At 76.1% G+C, this 24,949-nt stretch carries 19 protein-coding genes and 2 pseudogenes; 11 read left to right on the plus strand and 10 right to left on the minus strand.

What is annotated here, in order from left to right:
- Positions 1-186 precede the first annotated feature (186 nt).
- The 4 genes and pseudogenes from IF01_RS51360 to IF01_RS0119015 form a co-directional block, all read right to left on the minus strand.
- Positions 187-426, minus strand: coding sequence for a Dyp-type peroxidase domain-containing protein (locus IF01_RS51360; RefSeq protein ID WP_030394639.1), 240 nt, complete (start codon positions 424-426; stop codon positions 187-189).
- A gap of 130 nt (positions 427-556) precedes the next feature.
- Positions 557-658, minus strand: a pseudogene (locus tag IF01_RS51365) (hypothetical protein); the annotation flags it as partial.
- A gap of 439 nt (positions 659-1,097) precedes the next feature.
- The gene (locus tag IF01_RS0119010) at positions 1,098-1,601 is read right to left on the minus strand and encodes a hypothetical protein (RefSeq protein ID WP_030394640.1); all 504 of its coding nucleotides are present in this window, start codon (positions 1,599-1,601) and stop codon (positions 1,098-1,100) included.
- 273 nt (positions 1,602-1,874) lie between these two features.
- Positions 1,875-2,822: a GlxA family transcriptional regulator gene (locus IF01_RS0119015; RefSeq protein ID WP_030394641.1), complete on the minus strand. Its 948-nt coding sequence runs from the start codon at positions 2,820-2,822 to the stop codon at positions 1,875-1,877.
- Between the two features lie 71 nt (positions 2,823-2,893).
- Here IF01_RS0119015 and IF01_RS0119020 point away from each other — a divergent pair, with 71 nt between their 5' ends.
- The 7 genes and pseudogenes from IF01_RS0119020 to IF01_RS0119045 all read left to right on the plus strand — a co-directional run bounded on the left by IF01_RS0119020 (position 2,894) and on the right by IF01_RS0119045 (position 10,306).
- Positions 2,894-3,529, plus strand: a complete 636-nt coding sequence (locus IF01_RS0119020; RefSeq protein WP_030394642.1) for an HD domain-containing protein — start codon at positions 2,894-2,896, stop codon at positions 3,527-3,529.
- A 177-nt stretch (positions 3,530-3,706) separates the two neighbouring features.
- Entirely contained in the window at positions 3,707-4,660 is a 954-nt protein-coding gene (locus tag IF01_RS0119025; RefSeq protein ID WP_244215555.1) for a DUF8832 domain-containing protein, read from the plus strand.
- 129 nt (positions 4,661-4,789) lie between these two features.
- Positions 4,790-5,401: a hypothetical protein gene (locus IF01_RS41970; protein WP_051755656.1), complete on the plus strand. Its 612-nt coding sequence runs from the start codon at positions 4,790-4,792 to the stop codon at positions 5,399-5,401.
- 94 nt (positions 5,402-5,495) lie between these two features.
- The gene (locus IF01_RS0119035) at positions 5,496-6,770 is read left to right on the plus strand and encodes an NAD(P)/FAD-dependent oxidoreductase (protein ID WP_030394645.1); all 1,275 of its coding nucleotides are present in this window, start codon (positions 5,496-5,498) and stop codon (positions 6,768-6,770) included.
- Positions 6,771-6,829: 59 nt separating this feature from the next.
- A pseudogene (locus IF01_RS48995) lies at positions 6,830-7,540 on the plus strand (sigma-70 family RNA polymerase sigma factor); the annotation flags it as partial.
- Positions 7,541-7,798: 258 nt separating this feature from the next.
- The gene (locus tag IF01_RS49000; RefSeq protein WP_051755678.1) at positions 7,799-8,887 is read left to right on the plus strand and encodes a MerR family transcriptional regulator; all 1,089 of its coding nucleotides are present in this window, start codon (positions 7,799-7,801) and stop codon (positions 8,885-8,887) included.
- Between the two features lie 105 nt (positions 8,888-8,992).
- On the plus strand, positions 8,993-10,306 hold the full coding sequence (locus IF01_RS0119045; protein WP_030394647.1) for a cryptochrome/photolyase family protein: 1,314 nt from the start codon (positions 8,993-8,995) through the stop codon (positions 10,304-10,306).
- 75 nt (positions 10,307-10,381) lie between these two features.
- Here IF01_RS0119045 and IF01_RS51045 read toward each other — a convergent pair whose 3' ends face one another.
- Positions 10,382-13,144, minus strand: a complete 2,763-nt coding sequence (locus IF01_RS51045; RefSeq protein ID WP_030394648.1) for a helix-turn-helix transcriptional regulator — start codon at positions 13,142-13,144, stop codon at positions 10,382-10,384.
- A gap of 142 nt (positions 13,145-13,286) precedes the next feature.
- Between IF01_RS51045 and IF01_RS0119055 the strand changes: the two genes are divergently transcribed.
- The gene (locus IF01_RS0119055; protein ID WP_030394649.1) at positions 13,287-13,769 is read left to right on the plus strand and encodes a GNAT family N-acetyltransferase; all 483 of its coding nucleotides are present in this window, start codon (positions 13,287-13,289) and stop codon (positions 13,767-13,769) included.
- A gap of 4 nt (positions 13,770-13,773) precedes the next feature.
- The gene (locus IF01_RS0119060) at positions 13,774-14,370 is read left to right on the plus strand and encodes a dihydrofolate reductase family protein (RefSeq protein ID WP_030394650.1); all 597 of its coding nucleotides are present in this window, start codon (positions 13,774-13,776) and stop codon (positions 14,368-14,370) included.
- 132 nt (positions 14,371-14,502) lie between these two features.
- On the opposite strand, the gene IF01_RS46900 is transcribed toward IF01_RS0119060, so the two are convergent.
- Positions 14,503-14,751 (minus strand): RCC1 domain-containing protein, encoded by a 249-nt coding sequence (locus tag IF01_RS46900; protein WP_244215556.1) that lies wholly within the window; start codon positions 14,749-14,751, stop codon positions 14,503-14,505.
- Positions 14,752-15,244: 493 nt separating this feature from the next.
- Between IF01_RS46900 and IF01_RS0119075 the strand changes: the two genes are divergently transcribed.
- Positions 15,245-16,186: a LysR family transcriptional regulator gene (locus IF01_RS0119075; RefSeq protein ID WP_051755658.1), complete on the plus strand. Its 942-nt coding sequence runs from the start codon at positions 15,245-15,247 to the stop codon at positions 16,184-16,186.
- Positions 16,187-16,232: 46 nt separating this feature from the next.
- On the opposite strand, the gene IF01_RS0119080 is transcribed toward IF01_RS0119075, so the two are convergent.
- The 4 genes from IF01_RS0119080 to IF01_RS0119095 all read right to left on the minus strand — a co-directional run bounded on the left by IF01_RS0119080 (position 16,233) and on the right by IF01_RS0119095 (position 23,843).
- On the minus strand, positions 16,233-18,800 hold the full coding sequence (locus IF01_RS0119080) for an FtsX-like permease family protein (RefSeq protein ID WP_030394654.1): 2,568 nt from the start codon (positions 18,798-18,800) through the stop codon (positions 16,233-16,235).
- Positions 18,800-19,606 carry an ABC transporter ATP-binding protein gene (locus IF01_RS0119085; RefSeq protein WP_078880091.1) on the minus strand — a complete coding sequence of 269 codons (807 nt, stop codon included), beginning with the start codon at positions 19,604-19,606 and terminating at the stop codon, positions 18,800-18,802. Before IF01_RS0119085 ends, IF01_RS0119080 begins: the two co-directional genes overlap by 1 nt.
- A gap of 73 nt (positions 19,607-19,679) precedes the next feature.
- Positions 19,680-22,799: an AfsR/SARP family transcriptional regulator gene (locus IF01_RS0119090; protein WP_063764248.1), complete on the minus strand. Its 3,120-nt coding sequence runs from the start codon at positions 22,797-22,799 to the stop codon at positions 19,680-19,682.
- 96 nt (positions 22,800-22,895) lie between these two features.
- On the minus strand, positions 22,896-23,843 hold the full coding sequence (locus IF01_RS0119095; protein WP_030394657.1) for an alpha/beta fold hydrolase: 948 nt from the start codon (positions 23,841-23,843) through the stop codon (positions 22,896-22,898).
- 158 nt (positions 23,844-24,001) lie between these two features.
- Here IF01_RS0119095 and IF01_RS0119100 point away from each other — a divergent pair, with 158 nt between their 5' ends.
- The gene (locus tag IF01_RS0119100) at positions 24,002-24,949 is read left to right on the plus strand and encodes a DUF5996 family protein (RefSeq protein ID WP_030394658.1); all 948 of its coding nucleotides are present in this window, start codon (positions 24,002-24,004) and stop codon (positions 24,947-24,949) included.

The following is a 24,949-nucleotide window of genomic DNA, read 5'->3' on the forward strand; positions in this document are numbered from 1 at the left end:
GACACCTCCACGGAGCCCCGGGACGACGGCCCTCGCAACCCCGGCCGCGCCGACGGGGTGGTGACACGCCATCACGCCGCGCCGCGACACCCGCCCCGACCTGCGAAGACGTCCTTCACCCGATCGGTCCCGCCCCGAATGACGGCCCCTCGGCCCGGGCCCCACCCGAACGGGTCCGCCGGGCGGTCAGGGCGCGAGCAGTGCCCGTCCCACCCAGTCCCCCGGTTCCGCTCCGCCGGGCACGGCGAACACGGCCGACGACTCGTGCACCACGTACCGCGCGAGCGCGTCGGTCCGGGCGAGGCGCCGCTGCACGGGCACGAGGGCGCTCCTGGGGTCGTTCTGCCAGGCGACGAAGAGCGTCCCGGCGTCGGGGGTGCCGTCCTGGCGCAGCCCGTCGAAGTACGACCAACTGCGACGCAGCATGGTGGCACCGCCGTTGGACGCGGGTGCCGCGAGCCGGACGTGGGCGGGTGGCGGGGCCCGGCGCGCGGGTGAAGCCCGTCATCAGCCACCGGGTGCCGGCGGTGCCCCGGGCCAGCCGCCGGACGGTCCGCAGGGCCTGAACCACGACGTGCGGGTCGTCGGCGGCCATCTGGACGAAGAGGTGGCCGCCGCTGCGGGCGGGGTCCAGCTCGTCCCCGGGGAAGGCCGGCAGCGACGCGAGCGCAGCAGGTCGGCCGTCCGACGACGGTCGATGTCCGGGAGCAGGTCGAGGGCGAGCAGCTGAGCATTGACTGACGCGGCGTCAGGATTTCTGCCCGGTGCGGTCCGTGGAACGACACCGCGGTCCCGCAGGGCCCGACGGGCAGGACGGACAGGACGGGCAGAACCGGCGGTACGCGTGGCGCGGGCAGGGCGGTGGATCACGGGGTTCGGGTTCCTTCCGGAGTGCGGCCGCCGGCACCGGGAGAGACGAGTCCCGCACGCATCCGGTGTCCTCGACGGATCGACCCCCGTATTGCACCAACGCCGCCCGACGGGAACGACTGGAGCGGCACACCGGCCGGAACCGGCCGAACTGGACGATCACCCAGCTCGCACGTGCGGGGGTGGCCCCGTCCCGGAGGAAGGGGGCCACCCCGGCCCGGACGGTGTCAGCTGCAGTGCGAGAACATGTCCGCGGTGCTGTAACTGCCGTTGGAGAAGTTCCACGTCGGCGTCTCGCCGGAGCACGAGTGGCCGTAGGCCGTGAAGTTCCAGTTGCCCTTGTAAAGGCGGGTGTTGGAAACCCCGGTCACCGGGATGAAGCCGGCGTCGAACCAGTACGTGCCTGCGTTCGCGATCGGCCGATTGTTGTTCGCCGAGTAGTTCGAGCTGGACTTCACGGTGACCTGGCCGTAACTCCAGTTGTTGACGTAGTTGGTGTTCCACAGATTGACCTCGGTGTAGGCACCCCGGCAGTCCCAGCCGAGGTAGAACTTACCGATCGTCTGCGAGCCCACCGAAATGTTCTGGATGGGGCCGAGCACCTGGCCGCCGGCGGGACAACTCGCCGCCGAGGCCTGGGCGGAACCGGCTCCGACCATGACCGACGAGAGGCCGGCCACGACCATCACGGCCGCCGCCGAGGCCGCGCGCGCACGGGTACCGATTCGCATGATTTCCCCCTGGAAAGTCGTCGGGGCGGCTCGTGCCCCCCGTTGGCGCGGCCCACTCTTCCACCGGCATTACGCGTGGTCCAGACCTGCCTACGGAAAGTCTCGGCAAAGAGCGGCGCACGGACACTCCGGGCACAGCACCGTCAACAGGAAAAGCCGCCCTTCAACGAAACCGGGAGATACCGGCCGGACCCGTCGGCATCATTGCACCGATTTCCGGCCCCCGGAATCCGGAATGCACCCCGGCCGTTTCCGCCGGCCCACCGCCGGGCGCTATGCCCGGAAGGTGGCCCGGTACTCCGCCGGGGAGGTGCCGAGGTGGCGGTGGAAGGTGGCGCGGAAGGCGGCGGGACTGCCCAGGCCGCTGAGGCGGGCGACCTGTTCGACCGGGGTCGGGGTCGTCTCCAGGAGTTCGCGGGCCCAGTCGAGGCGGGCGGCGGTCAGCCAGGCCATCGGGGAGCTGTCCGCCTCCTGCTGGAAGCGGCGGATGAAGGTCCGGCGGGACATGTGGGCGCGCCGGGCGAGTTCGTCGACGCTCTGCCGCAGCGCGAGGTTGTCGAGCATCCAGGCACGCACCGCAGCGAGCTCGTCCCCGCATGCGTCCGGGCGCAGGCGTTCGACGAACTGGGCCTGGCCGCCGGGGCGTTGGGGCGGGGCGACGAGCGCCCGGGCGCGGGCGTTGGCGGCGGCGGCGCCGTGGTCCCGCCGGATGATGTGCAGGCAGAGGTCGACCCCGGCGGTCACTCCGGCCGAGGTGAGGATGTCACCGTCGTCGACGAAGAGCAGGTTCGGCCGGACGTCGATCCGGGGGTACCGGCGCTGCAGCGCGGCGGCGTCGCGCCAGTGGGTGGTCGCGGGGCGGCCGTCCAGCAGCCCGGCGGCGGCCAGGGTGAACGCCCCGGTGCAGATCGACACCAGCCGCGCCCCGCGCGCGTGCGCCGCGCGGAGCGCCGCCAGCGCCGTGCCGGGGAGCGGCGCCTCCGGGTCCTGGTAGCCCGGGACGACGACGGTGTCGGCGTCCCGCAGTGCCTCCAGCCCGGCCGGGGCGGTGAGGCCGACCCCGTCGCCGAGGACCGGTCCGGCCGACCGGTCGGCGCAGACGGTGACGTGGTAGTGCGAGTCCGGCCCGAAGGTCTGCACCGGAATGCCGAGATCGAGCAGCAGCACCCCGGGCAGGGCCAGCACCGCGATCCGGTGGGGTTCGGGCGGCGGTTCGATCATGGCACGATCCTAGCGCCGACCGGCCCGCGTGCCACTGTCGCGGTCCGGCTCCGGCTCCCTAACCTGCGGACATGGACTCCTTCTCGCTCGACCTGCCGACCGGCCCGCTGGCCGAGGCCGTCCTCGCCGCCGCGCGGACCTCCGAGAGCCCCTCGCTGGTCAACCACAGCGTGCGCAGCTTCCTGTTCGCCGAGCTCCTCGCCGCCCACCTGGGCTACCTGGACGACGCCGCCTACGACCGCGACCTGCTGTTCGCCGCCACCGTCCTGCACGACCTCGGCGCGGGCGAACTCGCCAAGGGGGAGGCCCGGTTCGAGGTGGAGGGCGCCGACCTGGCGGCCGAGGTGCTGCGCCGCCACGACGTCCCCGAGCCGGACGTCGACCGGGTGTGGGAGGCGATCGCCCTGCACGCCTCGCCCGGCATCGCCGAGCGCCGCGGCCTGCTCTGCCACCTCACCCGCGAGGGCGTCGGCGCGGACTTCGGGCGCAACGCGGACCTCGTCGCCGACTGGGCGCCGCGGATCCACGCCGCCCACCCCCGCCTCGACATGGTCCGCACCCTCGTCGACGCGATCGTGGAACGCGCCGCCCGGTCCGAGGCCGCCGCGCCCCGCTACTCCCTCGGCGGGGAGCTGCTCCGCGAACGGCGCGCCCACGGCGTGACCTCCCTGGAGCGCGACGCCGCGTCCTGCGCCTGGGGCGAGTAGGGCACACCCGTCCGGTCGGCGGTGGCGGCCCGGACCGGCAGGGCGAACGGCACGGGCGCGCAGATTTCGGTTATCCCCCGGGCCGACGGCGGTCTCCTGGTCGGGTGCCGGGTCCGGTCCCCCTGGCTCCGGACCCGGCACCCGCCGAACCGTGCCCGCCCCGGGAGAGAACCGCCGATGACCGCTCAGCCCGCCCGACCGACCGCCGACCGCCCGTCCCCCGCCGGACCGCTCGCGCATCCGCTCGCCCGCCGCTGGCTGCTCGCGTCCTGCGTGCCCGTGCTGCTCGTGCTCGGGATGGCACTGACCGTCCCGCCGGCGCCGTCGGCAGCCACCGCGGGAACCCCCGGCACGGCCGACATGGCGGGGATGCCGGGAATGGCAGGGACGGCAGGGATGTCGGGCGAGGCCCCGGACCTCGCCGCGGCGGGCCTCGCCGCCGAGCGCAACGGCTACCGGCTGGACCTCACGGGCCCCGCGACGACGGCCGGGCGGGCGACGGACCTCCGGTTCACCGTCGCCGGTCCGGACGGCTCCCCCGTCACCGACTTCGCCGTCCACCAGACCAAGAAGCTGCACTTCTACGCCATCCGCAGCGACCTCACCGGTTTCCAGCACCTCCACCCGGACCGGGCCGGGGACGGCACCTGGACGGCCGCGCTCGACGCTCTCACCCCGGGCACCTGGCGCCTGTACGCCGACTTCGTCCCGAACACCGGCCCGCACGCCGCCGAACTGGTCCTCAGCCGGACCGTGACGGTGCCCGGCGACGCCGCCCCGGTACCGCTGCCCGCCCCCGGCGACACCGCGACCGCCGACGGCTACACCGTCACCCTGACCGCGCGGCCGGCGGCCGGGGCGCACCGGCTGACCGCCGTCGTCAGCCGGGACGGCCGCCCGGTCCGCGACCTCCAGCCCTATCTGGACGCCTACGCCCACCTCAGCGCCTTCCACGAGGGTGATCTCGCACTGGCCCACCTCCATCCGGCGGGCACGGTGGACGGCGACCACGGCGGGCCCGAGCTGACCTTCCAGGCCCTGTTCCCCGAGCCGGGCAACTGGCGGGTCTTCCTCCAGTTCCGGACCGCCGGGCAGCTGCACACCGCCGCGCTCACCCTGCGGGTCGACTGACAACGGCCCCCGGATCGGCCGTTCCGGCGAATGCGGCACCCGGAACGGTGGCCGACCGCTCCGCCCGGTGATCCGTCAACCGGTGGCACACCCCGTGCCCACCGAACGGCGAGCACCAGGGAGTCCGGTATGACCATCGACCGCAGGAACGCGCTTCGGCTCACCTCACTGGCGGCGGCCGGTGCGGGGATCACCGGCGGGCTGGCCGGAGCCGCCCGGGCGGCGGGCTCCGGACCCGAGGGTTCCCGGACCGAGGCTTCCGGGGCCAACGGCTCCGGGGTCAGGGGTTCCGGGGCCAACGGTTCCCGGGCCAGGGGTTCCGGGCCCGAGGGCAGCCGACCGGCGGCGCGGCAGCTCGTCCTGACCGGGAAGCGGACCGCCGCCGACATCCCGGACGTGCTCGTACCCGGCACCTCCTACTTCGTCCACTACGAGCTGCGGGACGCGAACGGCAACCCCGTCGGCACCGAGAGCGCGCAGTGCACCCCGGTGACCGTGGGACCGGACGGAGCGTTCGTCCTCGCGTCCCTGGTGCTGCTCCTCGCGGACGGCATCATCACCGCCTCGACGGCCTTCCAGCGGCCGCTGCCCGCCCTGACCGAGGTGCTCGTCGCGCCCCGCCGGTGGTCCCACCTGTTCGCGGTCACCGGGGGAACCGCCGCCTACGACGCGGCCACCGGGTCCGTCACGATCGAGCACCTCTCCCGGGAGGACGACGTCCTCACCGTCGACCTCGACTGAGGCCGGACCGCCCGGCCCCGCTCCCGGGACCCATCCGATCCGTCGCCGCGCTCCGAACCGCCCGTGACCACCGGACGGCACGGGAGGACGAGCGATGACCCACCACACCGAGCAGGACCCGACCGTCCCGGCGCCGCCGGACGCGGCCGAGGTGATCGTGGTCGGAGCGGGACCGGCCGGACTGGCCTGTGCGCTGGACCTCACCGCGGCGGGCCGCGAGGTGCTGGTCCTGGAGGCCGCCGACGACGTGGGCGGGCGGATGCGCACCGACGTGGTGCGGGGGTTCCGCCTCGACCGGGGCTTCCAGGTGTTCAACACCGCGTACCCGCAGGTCAAGCGCCGCCTCGACCTCGCCGCGCTGCGGCTGCACCCGTTCACCCCCGGACTCCTGCTCGCCGACGGCCGGCGCTCGCGGCTGCTGGTGGACCCGACCCGCCGCCCGGACCGGGCGCTCGACCTGCTGAGCGGCCGGGTGCTGCCCCCGCGCGACCTGGTGGCCCTCGGGCTGCTGGGGCTGTGCGACGCGGTGCTGCCCGCCGCCCTGCTGAAGCGGATGCCGGAGACGAGCACCGCGCGGGCCCTGCGGAGGGCGGGCGTCTCCCGGCGCACCGTCGACGGCGTGCTGCGGCCCTTCCTGGCCGGGGTGTTCCTGGAGGACCGGCTGGAGACGTCGAGCCGGATGTTCCACCTGGTGTGGCGCAGCATGCTGCGCGGGAGCCTGTGCCTGCCGCAGCAGGGCATCGGGGCCGTTCCCCGGCAGTTGGCGGCCGGGCTGCCGCCGGGGCGGCTGGTGTGCGGTGCGCCGGTGGACCGGCTGACGGCGGAGGGCGTGGTGCTCGCCGACGGGACGCGGGTACGGGCCCGGACGGTGGTGGTGGCGACCGGGTCGGGTGCGGCGGCACGGCTGCTGCCGGGCCTGGAGGTCCCGGCGGCGCGGGGGGTGACGACGTTCTACCACGCGGCACCGGTCCGCCCGCTGGACGGACCGGTGCTGGTCGTGGACACCGAGGGAGAGGTGCTGAACTCCGTCGTGCTGTCCGAGGTGGTGCCGGGGTGCTCCCCGGACGGGCGGGCGCTGGTGTCGACGTCGGTGCCGGGTGTGGCGGCGGACGAGGGCGCGGTCCGGCGGCGGGCCGGCGAGTTGTACGGCGTGGACGTGTCCGGCTGGGAGCCGCTCGCCGCCTACCGGATCCCCGCCGCGCTGCCGGCCGCTCCGGCGCCGCTCCCCCTGAGCCGGACCACGCGCTTCGCGCCGGGCCGCTATGTGTGCGGCGACCACCGGGCGACGGCCTCGCTGCAGGGGGCGCTGGCCTCGGGGGCGCGGGCGGCCCGGGAGGTGTCGGCGGACTTGGCGGGCTCGCGGACATGACGGTCCGGACCGTCGGCCTCGCCGTCCTGACGACCGGGCGCCGGGAGCGCCTCGGTCACATGCTGTCCGGGCACCGGGCCGGACCCCGCGCCGTCCGTGCGTTCGCACAATCGGCGGCCGTTCGACTCGATGCGGTAACGCTGCACAAACGATGCGAGTGGGCCGGACGGGCCGAATCGCTGCACGGTGGACAGGTGAGTCCACTAACGCAGGTACGAGAGGACGCCGCCCTCGACCCCGGGCCGGCCGGGGCGGAGGCCGGGGAGCTGCACCACCTCCTGACGCGATCGGCGCGGGGTGACGACGCCGCCTTCGAGCTGCTCTTCCGCGCGGTGGGCGGCCCCGTGTACGGGACGGCGCTGCGGACGCTGCGCAGTCCGGCGCATGCCGAGGAGGTCGCCCAGGAGGTGCTGCTGGAGGTGTGGCGCTCGGCGGCGGCCTACCGGCCCGAACGCGGCACGGTGCTGGCATGGGTCCTGACCATCGCCCACCACCGCGCCGTGGACCGCGTCCGCTCGGCCGGCGCGGCCGCCGACCGGGAGCGGCGGCTCGCCCTCCCGGGACCGGCCACGGCGTGCGAGCCGCCGGAGGAACAGGCGGCGCGGTCGCTCGACCGGCTCCGGGTGCGATCCGCGCTGGCGGGACTGAGCGCGGCGCAGCGCGAGGCGGTGGTCCTGGCCTACTACGGCGGGTACACGCAGCGGGAGATCGCCCAGCGGCTGGCGCTGCCGCTGGGCACGGTCAAGACCCGGATCCGCGACGGCCTTCGGCGGCTGCGGGACACCTTCGAGGCGGGCCCGAGCCCCGGTCCGGGCTCCGGCCCGAGCCCCGACCCGGGTCCTGTCACCGCCCCCGCCGCCGACACCACCGGACCGACGGCGACCGGCGGAACGCCCCGCAGGGCGGTCCCGCTCGTAGAATCGCCGACCGGCCTCAAGCACCGCGTCGGGTGCCCCGGCGCCCGGACCGTCCGCTCCGCGGGAGGACACCATGGCTCTCGACCGACCGCCCGCCCCGGGCGCCCCCTGATGACGTCGCGCGCCGTGCGCGAGGAGGCCGGGGCAGGCGAGGAGCCGGGCCTGCCCACCGGAGGGGTCGCCCGCCGCCTGGGTGTGTCGCCGACGACGGTCCGTTCCTGGGAGCGCCGCTACGGCATCGGCCCCGCCGACCGCCGCGCCGGGCACCACCGCCGCTGGAGCCCGCAGGACATCGCCGTCCTGGAGACGATGTGCCGACTGACGGCCAGGGGCGTGCCACCGGCCGAGGCCGCCCGCGCCGCGCTGGCCCGGCGTGAGGCCGACAGCGTCGGCCCTGACGACAGCATCCGTCCGGACAAGGACATCGCTCCGGACCACGACAGCGGTCCGGACGACGGCACCGCGCCGGACGACGGCACCGCGCCGCCGGACGAGGGCACCGCGCCGGACGAGGGCGCGCCCGGCCGGGCGCCCGGCGGCGGCCGGACGCTGCGGGTCGGGGCGGTGAGCCCCGAATGCCGCGGCCTGGCCCGGGCCGCGGTGCGGTTGGACGCGCCGGAGGTCACCGCGATCCTGCGCGGCGCCGTCGAGCGGCTCGGCGTGGTCGATGCCTGGACCGAGGTGATGATGCCCGCCCTCCAGGCCGTGGGGCGCAAGTGGGCGGTCGACGGCGAGCACTACGTCGAGGTCGAGCACCTGCTGTCCTGGCACGTCTCCAGCGTGCTGCGCGGTGTGGCGGTGGACGCCGTCCGGGTCCGGCCGGTGCGGCCGGTGCTGCTGGCGGCGACGCCGGGCGAGCAGCACACCCTCCCGCTGGAGGCGACGGCGGCGGCCCTGACCGAACGCGGCCTGCCGTTCCGGATGCTGGGCGCGGCCGTCCCGCCCCGCGCGCTGCTCGACGCCGTCCACCGGCTCGGGCCGGGCGCCGTGATGATCTGGTCCCAGGACCGGCAGACCGCCGACCGGGGGCTGGTGCGCCAGGTGAGCGCCGGGGTGTGGGGCCCGCGCGGCTCGCGGGGCCGGGCGACGGTGGTCGCGGCCGGTCCGGGCTGGGGCCGGACCGGTTCCCCGGACGAGGCCGTGACGCCCCGCACCCTCGCCCGCGCCGTCGACCTCCTGGAGGAGGCGATCACGGCCTGACGCCCGCTCGGCGCAGACTCCCCACGCACGACGCACGACGCACGACGCACGACGCACGAAACCGGAAACCCGCAACCCGACCGCACCACCTGCGAGGCCCCACCCGTGACCGTATCGATCGCCCTGTTCACCCAGGACCTGCGCCTGCACGACAACCCCGTGCTGCACGCCGCGCGCACCTCGGCCGACCAGGTCGTCCCCCTGTTCGTCTCCGACCCCGCCGTCGAGGCCGCCGGCTTCGCCGCGCCCAACCGGCAGGCCTTCCTGGCCGACTGCCTCGCCGATCTGGACGCCTCGCTGCGCGGGATCGGGTCCCGGCTGACCGTGCGCCGGGGCGAGGCCGCCGAGCAGACGGCGCGGCTCGCCGCCGAGACCGGCGCCACCACCGTCCATGTCGCCGCCGGGGTGACCGGCTTCGCCCAGCGCCGCGAGGAGCGCCTGCGCAAGCTCCTCGGCGACCGCCTGCACGTCCACGACGCCTCGGTGACCGTACTCCCACCGGGCCGGGTCACCCCGGCCGGACGCGACCACTACGCGGTCTTCACCCCCTACCACCGCGCCTGGCAGGCGGCCCCCCGCCGCACCGTCCTCGCCGCCCCCAGGACGCTCGCCACCCCGGACGGCCTGCACAGCGACACCATGCTCGTCGACGGCGCGACCTCCCCGGGCCTGCCGCCCGGCGGCGAGAGCGCGGCCCGGGCCCGCTGGCGCCGCTGGGACATCGACGCCTACGCCGACATCCACGACGACCTGGCGGCGGACGACACCTCCCGGCTCTCCCCCTACCTGCACTTCGGCTGCCTCTCCCCCACCGAACTCGTCACCCGCGCCCTGCGGCACGACGGCCCCGGCGCGCAGGCGTTCGTCCGGCAGCTGGTCTGGCGGGACTTCCACCACCAGGTCCTCGCCGCCCGCCCCGACGCCGCGGGCGGCAATTACCGCGACCGGGAGGACCGCTGGCACCACGACGAGGCCGAGGCGGAGGCGTGGCGGCAGGGCCGCACCGGCTACCCGATCGTCGACGCCGGGATGCGCCAGCTCGCCCACGAGGGCTGGATGCACAACCGCGCCCGGCTGCTGACCGCGAGCTTCCTGGCCAAGAACCTCTACCTGGACTGGCGGGTCGGCGCCGCCCACTTCCTGTCCCTGCTGGTCGACGGCGACGTGGCGAACAACCAGCTGAACTGGCAGTGGGTCGCCGGCACCGGCACCGACACCCGGCCCAACCGGGTCCTCAACCCGCTGCGGCAGGCCGACCGCTACGACCCCGACGGTGCCTATGTGCGGCGCTGGGTCCCCGAACTCGCCGACCTGCCGGGCCCGTCCGTCCACCGGCCCTGGCTGTTCAACGCCGACTACCCGGCGCCGATCCTCGACCCCGAGGCCCTGACCGCCCGCTTCCAGCACGGGCGTCCCTGACGGCGGCCGCCCACCGGCCGGCCCGGTCCGCGGTACGCCGGTCGTGGCCCGGCCGTGGGCCGGCCGTGGGCCGCCTCAGCCGGCGAGGGCCGCAGCCAGCTGGTCGCGGGAGGCGACGCCGAGCTTCGGGAACGCCCGGTAGAGGTGGTGCCCGACCGTGCGCGGGCTGAGGAACAGCTGGGCGGCGATCTCGCGGTTGCTCCGGCCCGCCGCGGCCAGCCGGACCACCTCCCGCTCCTGCGGGGTGAGCCGCCCGAGCGGGACGCCGGTGGCGCTGGTGGCGTCGATCACCTCACCGGTGCCGCGGAGTTCGGCCCGGGCGCGCTCCGCCCAGGGCCGGGCACCGGCCTTCTCGAAACCCTCCAGGGCCTCCCGCAGCACGCGCCGCGCGTCGGAGCGGCGCCGCCGCCGGCGCAGCCACTCGCCGTGCAGCAGCCGGGTCCGGGCCAGCTCCAGCCCTCCCCCGGCGCGTTCGCCGTGGGCGGCCGCGGCGAGGAAGGACTCCTCGGCCTCCTCGTCGTCGGCGGTGAGGGCCCGGCACCGGGCGGCCAGGGCGAGGGCCGCCGGGCCGCCGCACTGGTCGGCCCAGCGCCCGAGCCGCTCGACGGCCCCGGGCCGGACCGTGCCCGCGCGGGCCGCGGCCTCCACGAGTTCGGGCAGCACCAGGGCGTGCAGCACCGGCGGACCGCCGGGGTGCCGGTCGGCCGCGTCGAGCTGGGCGAGGGCGGCCGCCGCGTCGCCGGCGCCGAGGTGGGCGAGGGCGAGGGCATGCCGGGCCTGGGCGGCGGCGGTGCCGAGTCCGTGGTCGCGGGCGTGGTCCAGGGCTGCCCCGGCCAGCTCCCGGCAGCGCGGTTCGTCGCCCTCGACGGCCGCGCAGGCGGCGAGCGTGGCCCGGAGGTAGCAGGCGCGGTGGTCCAGGCCCGCGTACCCGGCGATGTTCAGGCCCTCCTCGGCGGCGCGGGCGGCGGGCTGGAGCTCGCCCAGTGCGAGGTGCGCCTCGGCGAGCAGGTGCAGGCAGGTGGCCTGCCAGCCGAGCAGGCCGTGCGAGCGGCAGTGGGCGAGCAGCAGTTCGGCGAGTTCGCGGGCGCGCCCGTGGTCGGCCAGCGCGTGCACGGCGTGGGCGGCCAGGAATCGTTCGCTGAACAGGGTGCCGGGATCGCGCGCCGCCGCCTCGAACCGCTCCGCCGCCACCGGCTCGCCGCCGTAGACGGCCGCCAGGGCGGTCAGGGTGGCGGGGTGGTCCGCGGGCGCGGCCGCAACCCTGGCGCGGACCCGCTCGACCAGGTCCGGATCGCCCGCCGACTGGGCGGCGTGGAAGGCCTCGGTGAGGATCGTCGGACCGGCGTCCCCGGCCGCGAGCAGCACCTCGACCGCCCGCACGGCCGAGCCCTCGTTGAGCTCCAGCGCGGCCCGCACCCGGGCCAGTTCGGCGTTCTCCGCCGCGGCGTTCCCGGCCGCGGCGTTCCCGGCCGCGGCGCCGGAGTTCTCCCCGCCGCGCCGCAGCAGCGCGGCGACGCGCTGGAACTGGCCGGCGTCGGCGGCGGCCTGGGCCGCGGCGACCAGGCGGCGGCGCCGGTCGGCCGGGTCGGGGCTCAGCTGGGACGCCCGCTCGTGGGCGGCCGAGGCGCTCGCCATCCCCTGGCGGCCTCCGGCCCGTTCGGCGGCGGCGTCGAGCTCCCGGGCCACCGCCTCGTCCGGGCCGGTGCTGGCCGCCGCCCGGTGCCAGGCCCGGCGGTCGGCGTGCTCGGCACCGGCCAGCACCTCCGCCAGGGCCAGGTGGGCGCCGATCCGGCGGGCCAGGGTGGCGCCGCGGTAGGCGGCGGCCCGCACCAGCGGGTGGCGGAACGTCAGGACGGCCCCGTCGAGGCGGATCAGCCCGGCGGTCTCGGCGGGTTCGAGCGCGTCCGCCGAGACCCCGGCGGCGGTCAGCAGCACACCCAGGTCGCCCATGTCGTCGGCGGCGGCGACCAGCAGCGCCGCCCTGGTGGGCTCCGGCAGCTGGCCGAGGCGGGCGCCGAACGCGGCCGTCACCCGGCTGGCCGGCGTCGGGTCCGCCGGGGCGGTGGGCAGCGGGCCGAGCAGCCCGGCCCGCTGCTCCTCGCTGAGGGCCCGGGGCAGTTCGATCAGGGCCAGCGGGTTGCCGCGGGCCTCGGCCGCGACCCGTTCCCGGACGTGCGGGGGGAGGTCCGCGCCCGCGTGTTCGGCCAGCAGCGCGGCGACCGCCTCCCGGTCCAGGGCGTCGAGCCGCAGTTCCGGCAGGCCGAGCGGGAACGGCTCGCGCACCGCGAAGACCATCACCACCCCCTCGGAGTCCAGCCGCCGGGCCGCGAAGGCCAGGGCGTCCAGGGAGGCCCGGTCCACCCACTGGGCGTCGTCGACGAGGCAGAGCAGCGGGCTCTCGCCCGCGTACTCGGAGAGCAGCGTCAGCACGCCGAGGCCGGTCAGGAAGCGGTCCTGGCCGGTGGGCGCGGCCAGTCCGAACGCCGCCCGCAGCGCGTCGGCCTGGGGCTCCGGCAGCAGGCCGAGCCGGTCGAGGGCGGGGCGGAGCAGTTGGTGCAGGGCGGCGAAGGGGAGTTCGGTCTCGGCCTCGATGCCCGTCGTCCGCAGCACCCGCGCCGTGGCCGGACCGGACGCGCCCGCTGGACCCGACGCACCGCCGGCGGCGCCGCCCCCGGCCGCTGCGGCCGCTCCCGTCGCCTCGGCCGCGAGGTGCTCCAACAGCGCCGTCTTGCCGATACCGGCCTCGCCGTGGACGACCAGGGCACCGCTGGCACCCTCCGCCGCCGCCCGGAGCAGACTTCTGAGCTGGCCTTCTTCCGCGGCCCGACCGTAGAGCATCCGGGGAGTCTAACCGGACGGGTGTACGACCCAGGACCTCGCGTTGGGTCATGGTGACCGATTCACCGGTAGGGGCGGCGCGCCTACCGTCGTACCTGTTCGACCGGTCCCACGGGGACAAGCACCGGAACACGGAGAAAAGATGACGTTCAGTATCGAGACGGCGCGGCTGCGGCTGCGCCCGTACACCGCCGAGGAAGCCGAGCGGGTGGCCGCCGGCGAACGGCCGGGGAGCGGCTGGAGCCCCGGCTTCCCCCGGGAGGACGACCGGGCGGTGGCGCGGATGTTCCTCGGGGCGCCGCGCACCGAGCCGCTGTTCGAGCCGCAGCTGATCGAGCTGCTGAGCAATGACCAGGTGATCGGCGGGATCGGCTTCTTCGGCCCGCCGGACGCGGACGGCACGGTCGGGCTGGGCTACGGCGTCGCTCCCGAGGTCGAGGGCCGGGGCTACGCCACCGAGGCGCTGCTGGCCCTGCTGCACCGGGGGTTCGCCGAGGGCGGCGTCCGGCGGGCGCTGGCCGACACCACCCATGAGAACACCGCCTCGCAGCGGGTGCTGGAGAAGGCCGGGCTGCGGCGGACCTCCTCCGACGACGAGCTCCACTACTACACTCTTGAGGGCTGATCACTTGCGCAAGCTGACGTATTTCGTGGCCACGACCCTGGACGGGTTCATCGCCGGTCCCGACGGGGGCGACCCGACCGGGCCCGACGGGTTCTTCACCATCACTCCCGACTATCTGGAGCACCTGGTCACCCACTACCCGGAGACGCTGCCGGGTCCGGCCCGCGAGGCCCTGGGCATCACGGCGACAGGCACCCGCTTCGACACCGTGCTGGAGGGGCGCCGCTCCTACCAGGTGGGCCTGGACGCCGGAATCGCGGACGCCTATCCGCACCTGCGGCACCTGGTCTTCTCCCGCACCCTCACCGAGGCGCCTGCCCCGGCCGTCGAGCTGGTGTCCACCGACCCGGTGGCCCGGGTCCGGAAGCTCAAGGCGGAGGCGGGCGGCGGGATCTGGCTGGTGGGCGGCGCGGAGCTGGCCGGCGCCCTCTACCCGGAGATCGACGAGCTGGTCCTCAAGGTCAACCCGGTCACCGTCGGGGCGGGCATACCGGTGTTCGCGGGCAAGGACGGGGTGAGCCCGCGCGCCTTCACCCTCACCGAGCACACGGTGCTGGCCGGCGGCACCGTCTTCCTCACCTACGCGAGGGCGGCGGCCTGACCGGCCGGCCCGCGGGGCGGCGGACCTCTCGGAGGGTCCACCGCCCCGCGGGCCGGGGCTCCGTCGGCGAGGCCGGACTCGGCAGCGACGGACGATCTCAGCCGGTCAGGCCGAAGTCACCGCCGAAGAGCCTCAGTTGGCGAGACTGAAGTCGCCGCCGACGGGCGCGGCGATCTTGTCGACACCGGTCAGCGCGGTGAGCGAGGTGACCGGGGTGCTGCTGTCGGTGGTGGTGCCGTTGGCGAGCTGGCCGGAGCCGTTGTTGCCCCAGGAGCGCACGGTGTTGTCGCCGAGCAGGGCGACGGTGTGCTCGCGGCCGCCGCCCACCAGTTGCACGCCCTTGATGTCCGGGACGGACACGCGCGCCGCGGCCGGCTGCAACTGCTGCTCCTGGCGGCGGTCCGCGAGCGGCTGGGGGCGGACTCGGTCCGTACCGGCCTGCTGTTCCAGGGGTTCGAGCAGGACGGTGGCTCGCAGTCCGTCGTCGACAGCCGGGTGCTGGCCTGGTGCCTGGCCCGCGACGACGACCCCGCGGCCGCGCTCGACCGCTACGACCGGATGCGCCGGCCGGTCGTCAACGCGATCGTGCTGGCCAACCGGGAGCTGGGACCGGAGGAACGGTCCGCTGCCGCACGCCGCGGCCGAGCGGATCGCGGCCCGCTACAAGCGGCTGACCGGGGCCACCGCGTCCCAGGTCAACACCCACCCCTCCTGGACGGTCCCCGCCGCCGCGCCCGGGGGCGAGCCCGTCCCCGTACCCGCTCGGCGCCCCGGCCAGCCGTAGACTCCCGCCCCGTCACGGCCGATCGCGCCCGGGACAACCGGTGAGGCATGATCATGTCCATCGGCACGACGATCCGGGGGGAGTCCGACGATGGAACGCGCCGAGATGGAGACCTTCCTGACGCTCTGCGAGGAACTGCACTTCGGCCGCACCGCCGAACGGCTGCACGTCACCACGGGGCTGGTCAGCAGGACGGTGAAGCGGATCGAGCGGCGGATCGGCGCACCACTGTTCGAACGCAGCTCCCGCCGGGTGGCGCTGACCACCGTCGGGGAGGGCCTGCGGGAGGATCTGCAGCCCCTGTGGGACGGCATCGGACGGGCGCTGCGGCGCGCCGAGCGGGCCGGCAGCGGCGTCACCGGCACCCTCACCGTGGGGTTCATGGGCGCGCAGAACGGACGCGTGGTGCACGCCGCCCGCGCGGTCTTCGAGCACCGCAACCCGCACGGCGCGGTCCGGGTGGTCGAGACCCAGCTGCAGCAGCACGCCGAGCAGTTGCGGGAGGGCAGCGCCGACCTGCTGCTGACCACACTGCCGGTGGACGAGCCGGACCTGACGGTCGGCGCGGTGGTCACCCGCGGCCCCCGCTTCCTGGTCCTGCCCGCCGCGCACCGGCTCGCCGACCGGGGCACGGTGACGCTAGAGGACCTCGGCGGCGAGACCTTCGTCGACCTGCCGGGTTGCGTCCCGGACTACTTCGTCGACTTCCACATGCCCCGGCGGACCCCCGACGGGCGGGCCATCGACCGGCACCCCGAGCCCTGCGGCACCTACGCCGAGGCGCTGGCCCTGGTCGCGGCCGGGCAGGCGATGGTGCCCGGCGACGGGCAACTGCCCCTGCTCTACCGGCGCCCGGACCTCCGGTTCGTCCGGGTCGGCGACGCTCCGCCGGTCGAGCAGGGGCTGGTGTGGCGCGGCCGGGACGACGCCGACCCGCGGGTGCGGGCGTTCGCCGACGCCGTCCAGGAGGTCGCGCCGGCCCTCGCCCCGCCCGGCGTGGCCCCGGTGGCGCCCGTCGCCCCGGCCCGGTAGGCGTCGCCCCCCGCCACCCCGGTCACCGTCGTCCCGGCCGCGGCCGCTACTCGCGGGCGCCGATGACGTCGGCGGGCCGCCCGGCGAGTGCCCGCCGGCCCGGGATCAGCGTGGCCGCCAGGGCCAGGGCCGCCGCGACGCCCAGCACCCCGAGGAACGCCACCGGATCGACGCTGGGCGCGGCGGACCCGGTCGTCCCGATGCTGTAGGCGGTGAGGACCGCGAGCGCGATGCCACTGCCGAGCACCGCCGAGACCAGCACCACCAGCAGGGCCTCGATCCGGAGCACGGCCAGCACCTGACGCCGGGTGGTGCCCACCAGCCGCAGCAGCGCGAACTCCCGGCGCCGCTCGGAGACCGACATCGCCAGGGTGTTCACCGCGGCGATCGCGGTGAAGGCGACGACCAGGCCCATCGCGACGTAGTTGACCTCGGCGCCGGACCGCTGCGCCTCGGCCCGCACGGCCTCGGCCCGCTCCCGGTCCAGCACGACGACCCCGGGCAGGTCCGCCACGGCCCGGCCCAGCGCGTCACGGCCGGGGCCGCCCGCGCCGGAGGTGCGGACGAGCAGGGTGGCGGGGAGCGGGTTGTCGAGGTGTCCCGCCACCACCTCCCCGCTCAGGGTGACGTCCCCGAAGCCCAGACCCCGCCGGTGCACGGCCACCACGTCCAGGACCACCGGCGTACCGTCACCGAGGGTCAGCTCCAGCCGGTCGCCCGGCCGGCGGCCCAGGTCGGCCGCCGCGGTGTCGCTCAGTGCCACGCTGCGCGGGCCGAAGCCGTCGAGGGTGCCACCGGTGACGCCGGGGTCCCAGGTCCGGGTGAGGCCCTCGGTGGAGACGGCCTGGGCCGGGTACTTCGTCAGACCGACCCGGACCGAGGTCCGGACGACCCCGGTCACCGCGGTGACCCCCGGCAGTCGGCGCAGCCGCTCGGCCGCCACCTCGGGCACGCCCGGTGCGGCCGAGCCGACCACCCAGTCCGCGGTGGTCCCGGCCCTGGCCTGCGCGGTGGCGGCCGCGTCCGTCGTGGTCCCGACGAACAGCACGGTGCAGACCATGGCGATCAGCAGCGCGAGCGGGGTGACCGCGGCGGCCGTCCGCCGGCTGCCGGTCCTGGCGTTGGCGGCCGCCAGGTGTCCGGCCACCCGGAAGGCCCGCAGCGGCAGCGACAGCGCGGCGACCCCGGCCCTGACCAGCGGCGGACCGAGCACTGAGACGGCCGTGGCGAGGACGACGACGGTCAGGAAGGTCACCGGCGTCGAGGCGGGTTCGGAGTGCAGCGTCGAGAGGACGGCGAGCAGGACGGCGCCGCCGAGCAGCAGCCCGACCCCGGCGAGGGAGCGGCCCCGGCCCAGACCGGACCGTTCCACGGCCGCCTCGGCGAGGGCCTCGGCCGGCCGGATGCGGGAGACCCGGCGCGCCGAGATCCTCGCCGCCGCCCAGGCCCCCGCGGCCGTCGCGGCGAACCCGGCGAGGAACGGCAGGAAGCCCGGGGTGAGCCGCAGCGTCTCGGGCACCGCCCCCAGCGCGACGAACCTGCCGTACAGCCAGAGGGCGACGGGCAGGCCGGCGCAGACCCCGGGCAGCCCCGCGAGCAGCCCGACCAGCACCGCCTCACGGCCGATCAGCCGGCGGACCTGCCGGGGTGTCGCGGCGACGGCCCGCAGCAGCGCGAGCTCCCGGTGGCGCTGCTGCACGGCCAGCGCGAAGGTGCCCGTCACCACCAGGACGGCGACCAGCAGCGAGGTGCCGCCGATGGCGCCGCCCAGGGACACCAGCTTGGTCCGGGCCTTCGCGGCGTCGAGGAACTCGACCGGGCCCCGGTCGTCCCCGGTGGCCACCCGGGCCGTGCTGCCCGCACCGGTCAGGGCGGCCCGGACCCGGGTGGCGAGCTCCGCGCCGGGCACACCGGGTTCGGGCAGCACACCGACGGCGGCGACCAGCCCGGGGCGGCCGGCGAGCCGGGCGGCCTCGTCGTCGGCGAAGAACAGCGAGGTCTGCTGCCGCAGGTCGCCGTCGGCCGGGGCGGCCACCCCGCTCACCCGGTACTCGCGCGGAGCGCCGGTCGACCGGACCGTCAGCCGGGCGCCCGGGGCGAGGCCGGTCCGCCCGGCGAGTTCCCGGTCGACGACGACCTCGTCCGCACCGGCCGGGGCGGCGCCCGCGACCAGCGTGAACGGGGTCAGCGGGGCCGAGGTCCAGGCGTGCCCGAGGGAGGGCCCGCCGTCGACGCCCGCCAGCACCTGCCCGGCCGCGCCGACCGCGTGGGCGGGGAAGGTGAGCTCGGGCAGCACGGCCCGCACCCCGGGCAACGCCCGGAGCCCGTCCACGGTGCCGGCGGGCAGCCAGGCCCGCTCGCCGAGCGGCTTCTCCTTGTGCTTGGTCTTCGTCTTCCCTCCACCGCCCGACACGGTGACCTGGTGGACGTTCTGGTCTGCGGCGACGAGCACCGGGGTACCGGCGTAGCGCTCGGTGGCGATCGTGCCGCCCAGGCCGGTCTCCAGCAGGATGCCGCAGGCCGTGACGAGCGCGGCGGCGCAGAACAGCGCGAGGAAGGCACCCGTGAACGCGCCCCGCCGGGCGCGCAGGGTCTGCAGGGCGTAGCGGAGCATCAGGCCCACGCCCCGAGGTGCGTCATCCGGTCGGCGACGCGGTCGGCGGTGGGCGCCGGCATCCGGTCGACGATCCGGCCGTCGGCGAGGAAGAGCACGGTGTCGGCGTAGGAGGCGGCGACCGGGTCGTGGGTCACCATGACCACCGTCCGGCCGTCCTCGTAGACACAGGAGCGCAGCAGGGCGAGGACCTCCTTCGCCGTCACCGTGTCCAGGGCGCCGGTGGGTTCGTCGCCGAAGACGACGTCGGGGCGGGTGATCAGGGCGCGGGCGATCGCCACCCGCTGCTGCTGGCCGCCGGAAAGTTCGGCGGGCCGGTGGCCGGCCCTGCCCTCCAGTCCGACCCGGCGGAGGATCTCCTCGCACCAGGCGGGGTCCGTCCGCTCGCCGGCCAGTCGCAGCGGCAGCTCGATGTTCTGCCGCACAGACAGGGCCCCGATCAGGTTGAACGCCTGGAAGACGAAGCCGACCCGGCGCCGGCGCAGCTCCGTCAGCGCGTTCTCGTCCAGGTCCGCCAGCGGGGTGCCGCCGATGGCGGCGTGGCCGCCGGTCGGCTTGTCCAGGCCGGCGGCGCAGTGCAGGAAGGTCGACTTGCCGGAGCCGGAGGGGCCCATGACGGCCGTGAACGTGCCGTGGGCGATGTCGACGGAGACGCCGTCCAGCGCGCGGACCGTTCGCGCGCCCCGGCCGTACTCCTTCACCACGCCCTCCAGGCGCAGCGCGGGGGCGGGGGCGGGGCCGCCGTCCGGGGGCCGGGGGTCGGCGGACGGGCGGGTGCCGTGACGGGCGCCGTGACTGGTGGGCATCGCAGACTCCAGAACTCGGTGGTCGATCTGCGACGACGCTAGGGAGCGGCGTTATCGGGGGCTTATCGGCCGGTTAAACCGCGGCGGTGCCCGGTTGAGCTGCGGCGGGACCGGGGCGGCCGGTGGTGGTACCCGGTCGGGCGATGGCGGTGTCCGGGCACACCTCGCCCGCGCGGGCCAGGGCGGCCCTGGTCCGCTCCACCCAGGGCGGCGCGTCGATGCCGCGGAAGAGGTCAAGCGCGGCGCCCAGCTGCGCCCGGGCCGGTACCGATCGGCCCGCCTGGTGGTGGAGTTCGCCGAGGTAGAGCCTGACCTTCGCCTCCACGATCGGGCTCCAGGTCCGCCCGGCCACCTCCAGCGCCTCCTCCAACGTCCGCTCGGCCTCGTCCACCGCGCCCGCCCGGTGCCGGGCCTCGGCGAGCCCCAGTAGCGTGTACGCCAGCCCGAGCAGGTCCGAACGCTCCCGGACGATCGCGAGCGCGCGGGTGAACTCCACGGCCGCCGTCTCCGGCCGGCCGACCGCCAGGTAGGCACAGGCCAGCCGGTACCGGGCCTGCGCGACGCCGCGCAGCGTCCCGCCGATGCTCTCGCAGATCCGCACGGCCTCCTGCCCGAGCGCGACCGCTTCCTCCGGCCGGCCGAGGTCCAGGGCGCACTGGGCGAGGCTCTGCAGGGCGAACCCCTCGCAGGAGAGGTCGCCGACCGTCCGGAAGACCGTCAGGGCGTCCCGCAGCCGGTGTTCGGCCAGCTCATAGCCGCCCCGGTGCCGGTCCACGAGCGCGAGGCCGTTGAGCACCATCGCCCGGCCGAAGTCGTCGCCCTCGGCCTCGAACAGTTCCAGGGCGCGCCCGTAGTGGCGGGCCGAGGCGTCGAGCCGGCTCAGCCGCAGCTCGACCCCGCCGAGTTCCCGTTCCATGGCCGCCTCGCCGCGCCGGTCGCCCGCGGCCCGGGCCGCCTCCCGGGCGGTCTCGCTGCACCGGCGCCAGTCCTCCACGTAGTTGCGCGCGGTGAACAGCGTCCCGGTGGCGGCCGCCAGTTCCCAGGACAGCCCGGCCAGGCCCGTCCTGGCGCTCTGGTCCACGGCGGCGACCAGCGACAGCCGCTCGGCCTCGTACCAGTCCAGCGGGACGGCCAGCAGTTCGTCCAGCAGGGCCGGGTCGAGGTCCGGGCCCGGGGTGCTCCCGCGGATCACCGCGAACGGGCCGCCGTACTCGCGGCGCCGGGCCTCGTCGGCGATGCCCAGGAAGGTGAGGAAGAAGCGTTCGCGGGCCGCGTCCCGCGCGGCCGCCGGCTCCTCGGCCCGGGCCAGCTCGCCCGCGTACAGCCGCATCAGGTCGTGGAAGCGGTAGCGCAGCTGCCCCGCGGCGTCGACCCCGACGGCCTCCAGGAACTGGGTGTCCACCAGGTGCTCCACGAGGCGTTCGGCCTCCGCCACCCCGGTGTCCAGCAGTGCGGCACCGGCCCAGGCCGCGAAGTCGGGCACGGCGAGCAGCCCGAGCAACCGGCAGAGCCGGGCCGCGTCGGGCGGCAGGTAGCGGTAGCTCAGCGCGAAGCTCGCCCGCACCTGGGACTCGCCCCGGCTCAGTTCGTCCAGCCGACGTCGTTCGTCGGCCAGCCGGGTGACCAGGTGGCGGACCGTCCAGTGCGGCTTCGACGCCAGCCGGGCACCGGCGATCCGCAGCGCGAGCGGCAGCCGGTCGCAGAGCTCGGCCAGCCGGGCGACGTCCTCGGGCGCGTCCTGGAGCCGGGCCCGCCCGACGATGCGTTCGAGGAGTTCGACGGACTCCGGCCGGGGCAGCAGACCGAGCCGGACCCTGGCCGCCTGCGGCCAGGTCACCAGCTCCTCCAACTGGTCCCGGCTGGTGGCCAGGACGGTGCAGCCGGCGCTGCCGGGCAGCAGCGGCCGCAGCTGCGCGAACGTCCGGACGTTGTCGAGGACGATCAGCATCCGGCGGTCGGCGAGCAGGCTGCGGTAGAGCGCGACACGGTCCTCGGACCCGCTCGGGACGGCGTCGCTCTCCACCCCGAGCGCGCGGAGGAACCGCCCCAGGACGTCGTCGGTGGTGGTCAGCGCGTGCTCGTCGGAGTAGCCGCGCAGGTCGGCGAAGAGCGTGCCGTCCGGGAAGCGGTCCCGGACCCGGTGCGCCCAGCGGACCGCGAGACCGGTCTTGCCCACCCCGGCCACCCCGGTGACCAGGCCGACGGCCGGGACGGGCCCGGCGTCGTCCGGGTGCGGCTCCAGCAGGGAGTCCAGCGCGGCGAGTTCCTCCGTCCGGCCGGCGAAGCCCGCCGCCTCCGGCGGGAGTTCGGACGGCACCGGGACGCCGCTCGGCAGCGCCCGGCGGTCCGGCGGCCCGACCGCCGCGGGCGCCGTCTCCGGCTCCCTCGCTGCGGAAGGCCCGGGCAGCAGCACCGGATCGTCCCGCAGCATCGCCTCGTTCAACTCCCGCAGGGCCGGCCCCGGCTGGACGCCGAGCTCGTCGATGAGCCGGCGCCGGGCCTCCCGGAAGCCCGCCATCGCCTCGGCCCGGCGGCCGGACCGGTACTGCGCGAGGATCAGCTGCTGGCGGGCGCGTTCGCGCAGCGGGTGCTCCCTGACCCGGGCGGCCAGTTCGGGCAGCAGCTCCCGGTGCCGGCCGAGCGCGAGCCGGACGTCGGTCGCCGCCTCCTGCACGCTCAGCCGCACCTCGTCCCAGCGCGCGGCCTCCGCCTCCACCGGTCGTCCGCGCACCCCGGCCAGGGCCCGGCCGCGCCACAGTGCCAGCGCCTCGGTGTAGGCGTGCTCCGCCTCCTCCGGCCGGCCCGCGCGGACCGCGGCCTCCGCGTCGGCGACGAGCGCGGTGAAGACGGCGCTGTCCACGGTGTGCCCGTCGGTGCGCAGCCGGTAGCCGGGGTGGGCGGTGACGATGACCGCCTGGTCCCCGCTCTCGCGGCCCTCGCCTCCTCCGGTGCCCGGGCGGCCGAGCGACTTGCGCAGCCCGGCCACCACGATGGCCACCTGGGTCCGTGCGCTGGCCGGCGGCGCGCCGTCCCAGAGCACGTCCACCAGGGTGTCGGTGGCGACGATGCGGCCCGGGTCCAGCAGCAACAGGGCCAGGACGGTGCGCTGCCTGGCTCCGGCGATCGTCACCGGTCCGTGGCCGGCCGTGACCGCGAGCGGCCCGAGTATCCCGAAGCCGAGCGGATCGCCCATCCGTTCCTTCTCCCCCGTTCCTTCTCCCCCGTGTCCGACCTGTGGTTCGGCCGTGCGCCACCCCTGGCACCGGACCGGTCGGAACGATCACCTTACTCAGGCCGGGCGGGGCGGGGCGTCCCGGTTCGCGGTGTGGGCGAGGAGGGCCGGGACGACGGTGTCCCAGGTGTGCTCGGGGAAGACCTCGTGGCCGGTGCCCGGCAGGGCGAGGAAGCGGGCGCCGGGGATCTCGGCGGCCAGGCCGCGCCCGTGCTCCGGCGGGAACAGCGGGTCCTCCTCGCCGTGCAGCACCAGGGTCGGCGCGGTGATCGTGCCGAGCCGCGCCCGCCACGGGGTACCGGCGTCGAGCAGGTAGGGGTTGGTGGACTGGGCCGCGAGGTCACGCGCGTGGTCGACGATCCGGGCGGCCAGCCGCCGCACCCCGTCCTCGTCGAACGGGCGTGAGACGGCGGCGAACGGGCGCTCGCCCTCGACGATCGACTCGACGGCGGCCTCCCGGGCGGCCGCGGCGTCCCGCTCCGCCTTCGCGCCCTGAGCGTCCTGCTCGACCTGTTCGACCTGAGCGTCCTGTTCGACCTGGGCGAAGAAGGCGGCGAGCCGGTCCGACACGGGCGGCAGGTCCGGCTGCTCCTGCCCGGGGATGCCGGGCGTACCGGAGGCGAGGGTGAGGGTGGCCACCCGGTCGGGGTGACCGAGTGCCAGGAGCTGGCCGACCGCGGCGCCCTGGGACATGCCGAGCACATGGGCGCGCCCCAGGCCGAGCGCGTCGATCACGGCCGCGGCGTCCTCGGCCAGGTCGGGCAGCGCGTACGGCGGCGCACCGACCGGGAAGGTCGTCGAGGCACCCGCGTCCCGGGCGTCGTAGCGCACGACGCACCGGCCGCCCGCGACCAGCCGGCGGACGAAGCCGTCGGGCCAGTTGAGCCGGCAGTGTCCCGCGCCGTGGATCAGCAGGATCGCGGGATCCGCAGGATCGCCGTGCACTTCGGCCGCCAGCTCCGCACCGTCGACCTCGACCTCGGCCGTACGCCGGTTGTCCACCATCGGAATCCGCTCCCGCCGGGCTGTCGTCACGTGTGAGCACGACTGTACGGAGGCCCTACGACAAACCCGGTCCGGCGGGCCCGACCGGGCCGCCCGTCTGCGTATCCGGGCCGGCGTGGTCATCATGGAAGGGCGGTCGACGGGCAGGAGGACACCCGATGGAGCTCTTTCCACCGATGCCGCTCGACGAGTGGCGGGAGACGAAGGAGACGCTGCACCGCTTCGCCCAGGTGGTCGGCAAGATCCGGCTCGCGGCGAGCGTGCGGCGCAACCACTGGTGGAACGTACCCTTCCACCTCACCGGGCGCGGGCTCACCACCCGGCCGATGGGACTGGTGGACGGCAACCCGGTCTTCACCGTCGACCTCGACCTGGTCGACCACCGGCTGGTCGTCACCGTGGCGGACGGCAGGACGGCGTCCTTCCCGTTGCCCGGCCACTCCGTCGCCTCGTTCCACCGGCAGACCCTGGAGACGCTGGCCGCACTGGGCATCCGGGTGGACATGCCGTTCCCCCGGCCCTACCGGCTGCCCGACGCCGACCGGCCGTTCGCCGAGGACACCGAGCACGCGACGTACGACCCGGTCCTGGCGAACCGCGCCTGGCAGGTGCTCGGCCAGGTCGCGCTGGTGCTGGAGGAGTTCTCGGCGCGCTTCTCGGGCAAGGCCAGCCCGGTCCACTTCTTCTGGCACTCCTTCGACCTGGCGCACACCCGCTTCTCCGGACGCCCCCTCGACAGGCCGACCGCGGCGGACCCGGTGACCCGCGAGGCGTACTCCCGGGAACTGATCAGCTTCGGCTTCTGGTTCGGCGACGCCGACCTGGGCGAACCGGCCTTCTACTCCTACACGGCCCCCGAACCGGAGCAACTGGCCGGGGACCCGCTGGTACCCGCCGCCGCCCGGTGGGTGGAGGCCAACGGCAGCCACCTGGCCGTCCTGGGCTACGCCGAGGCCCGGGCGGAGGCCGACCCGAGGGCGGCCGTCCTCGCCTTCTACGAGGCCGCGTACCGGGCCGGTGCCGTCCGGGCCGGCTGGGACGTCGACCGGCTGGCCTGCCCGGGCGGGATCACGGACCCCGGACTTTCCGCTCCGCCGCCGCCCTGA

Origin of the sequence: Kitasatospora purpeofusca (assembly GCF_000718025.1) — a bacterium.
Taxonomy (GTDB): Bacteria; Actinomycetota; Actinomycetes; order Streptomycetales; family Streptomycetaceae; genus Kitasatospora; species Kitasatospora purpeofusca.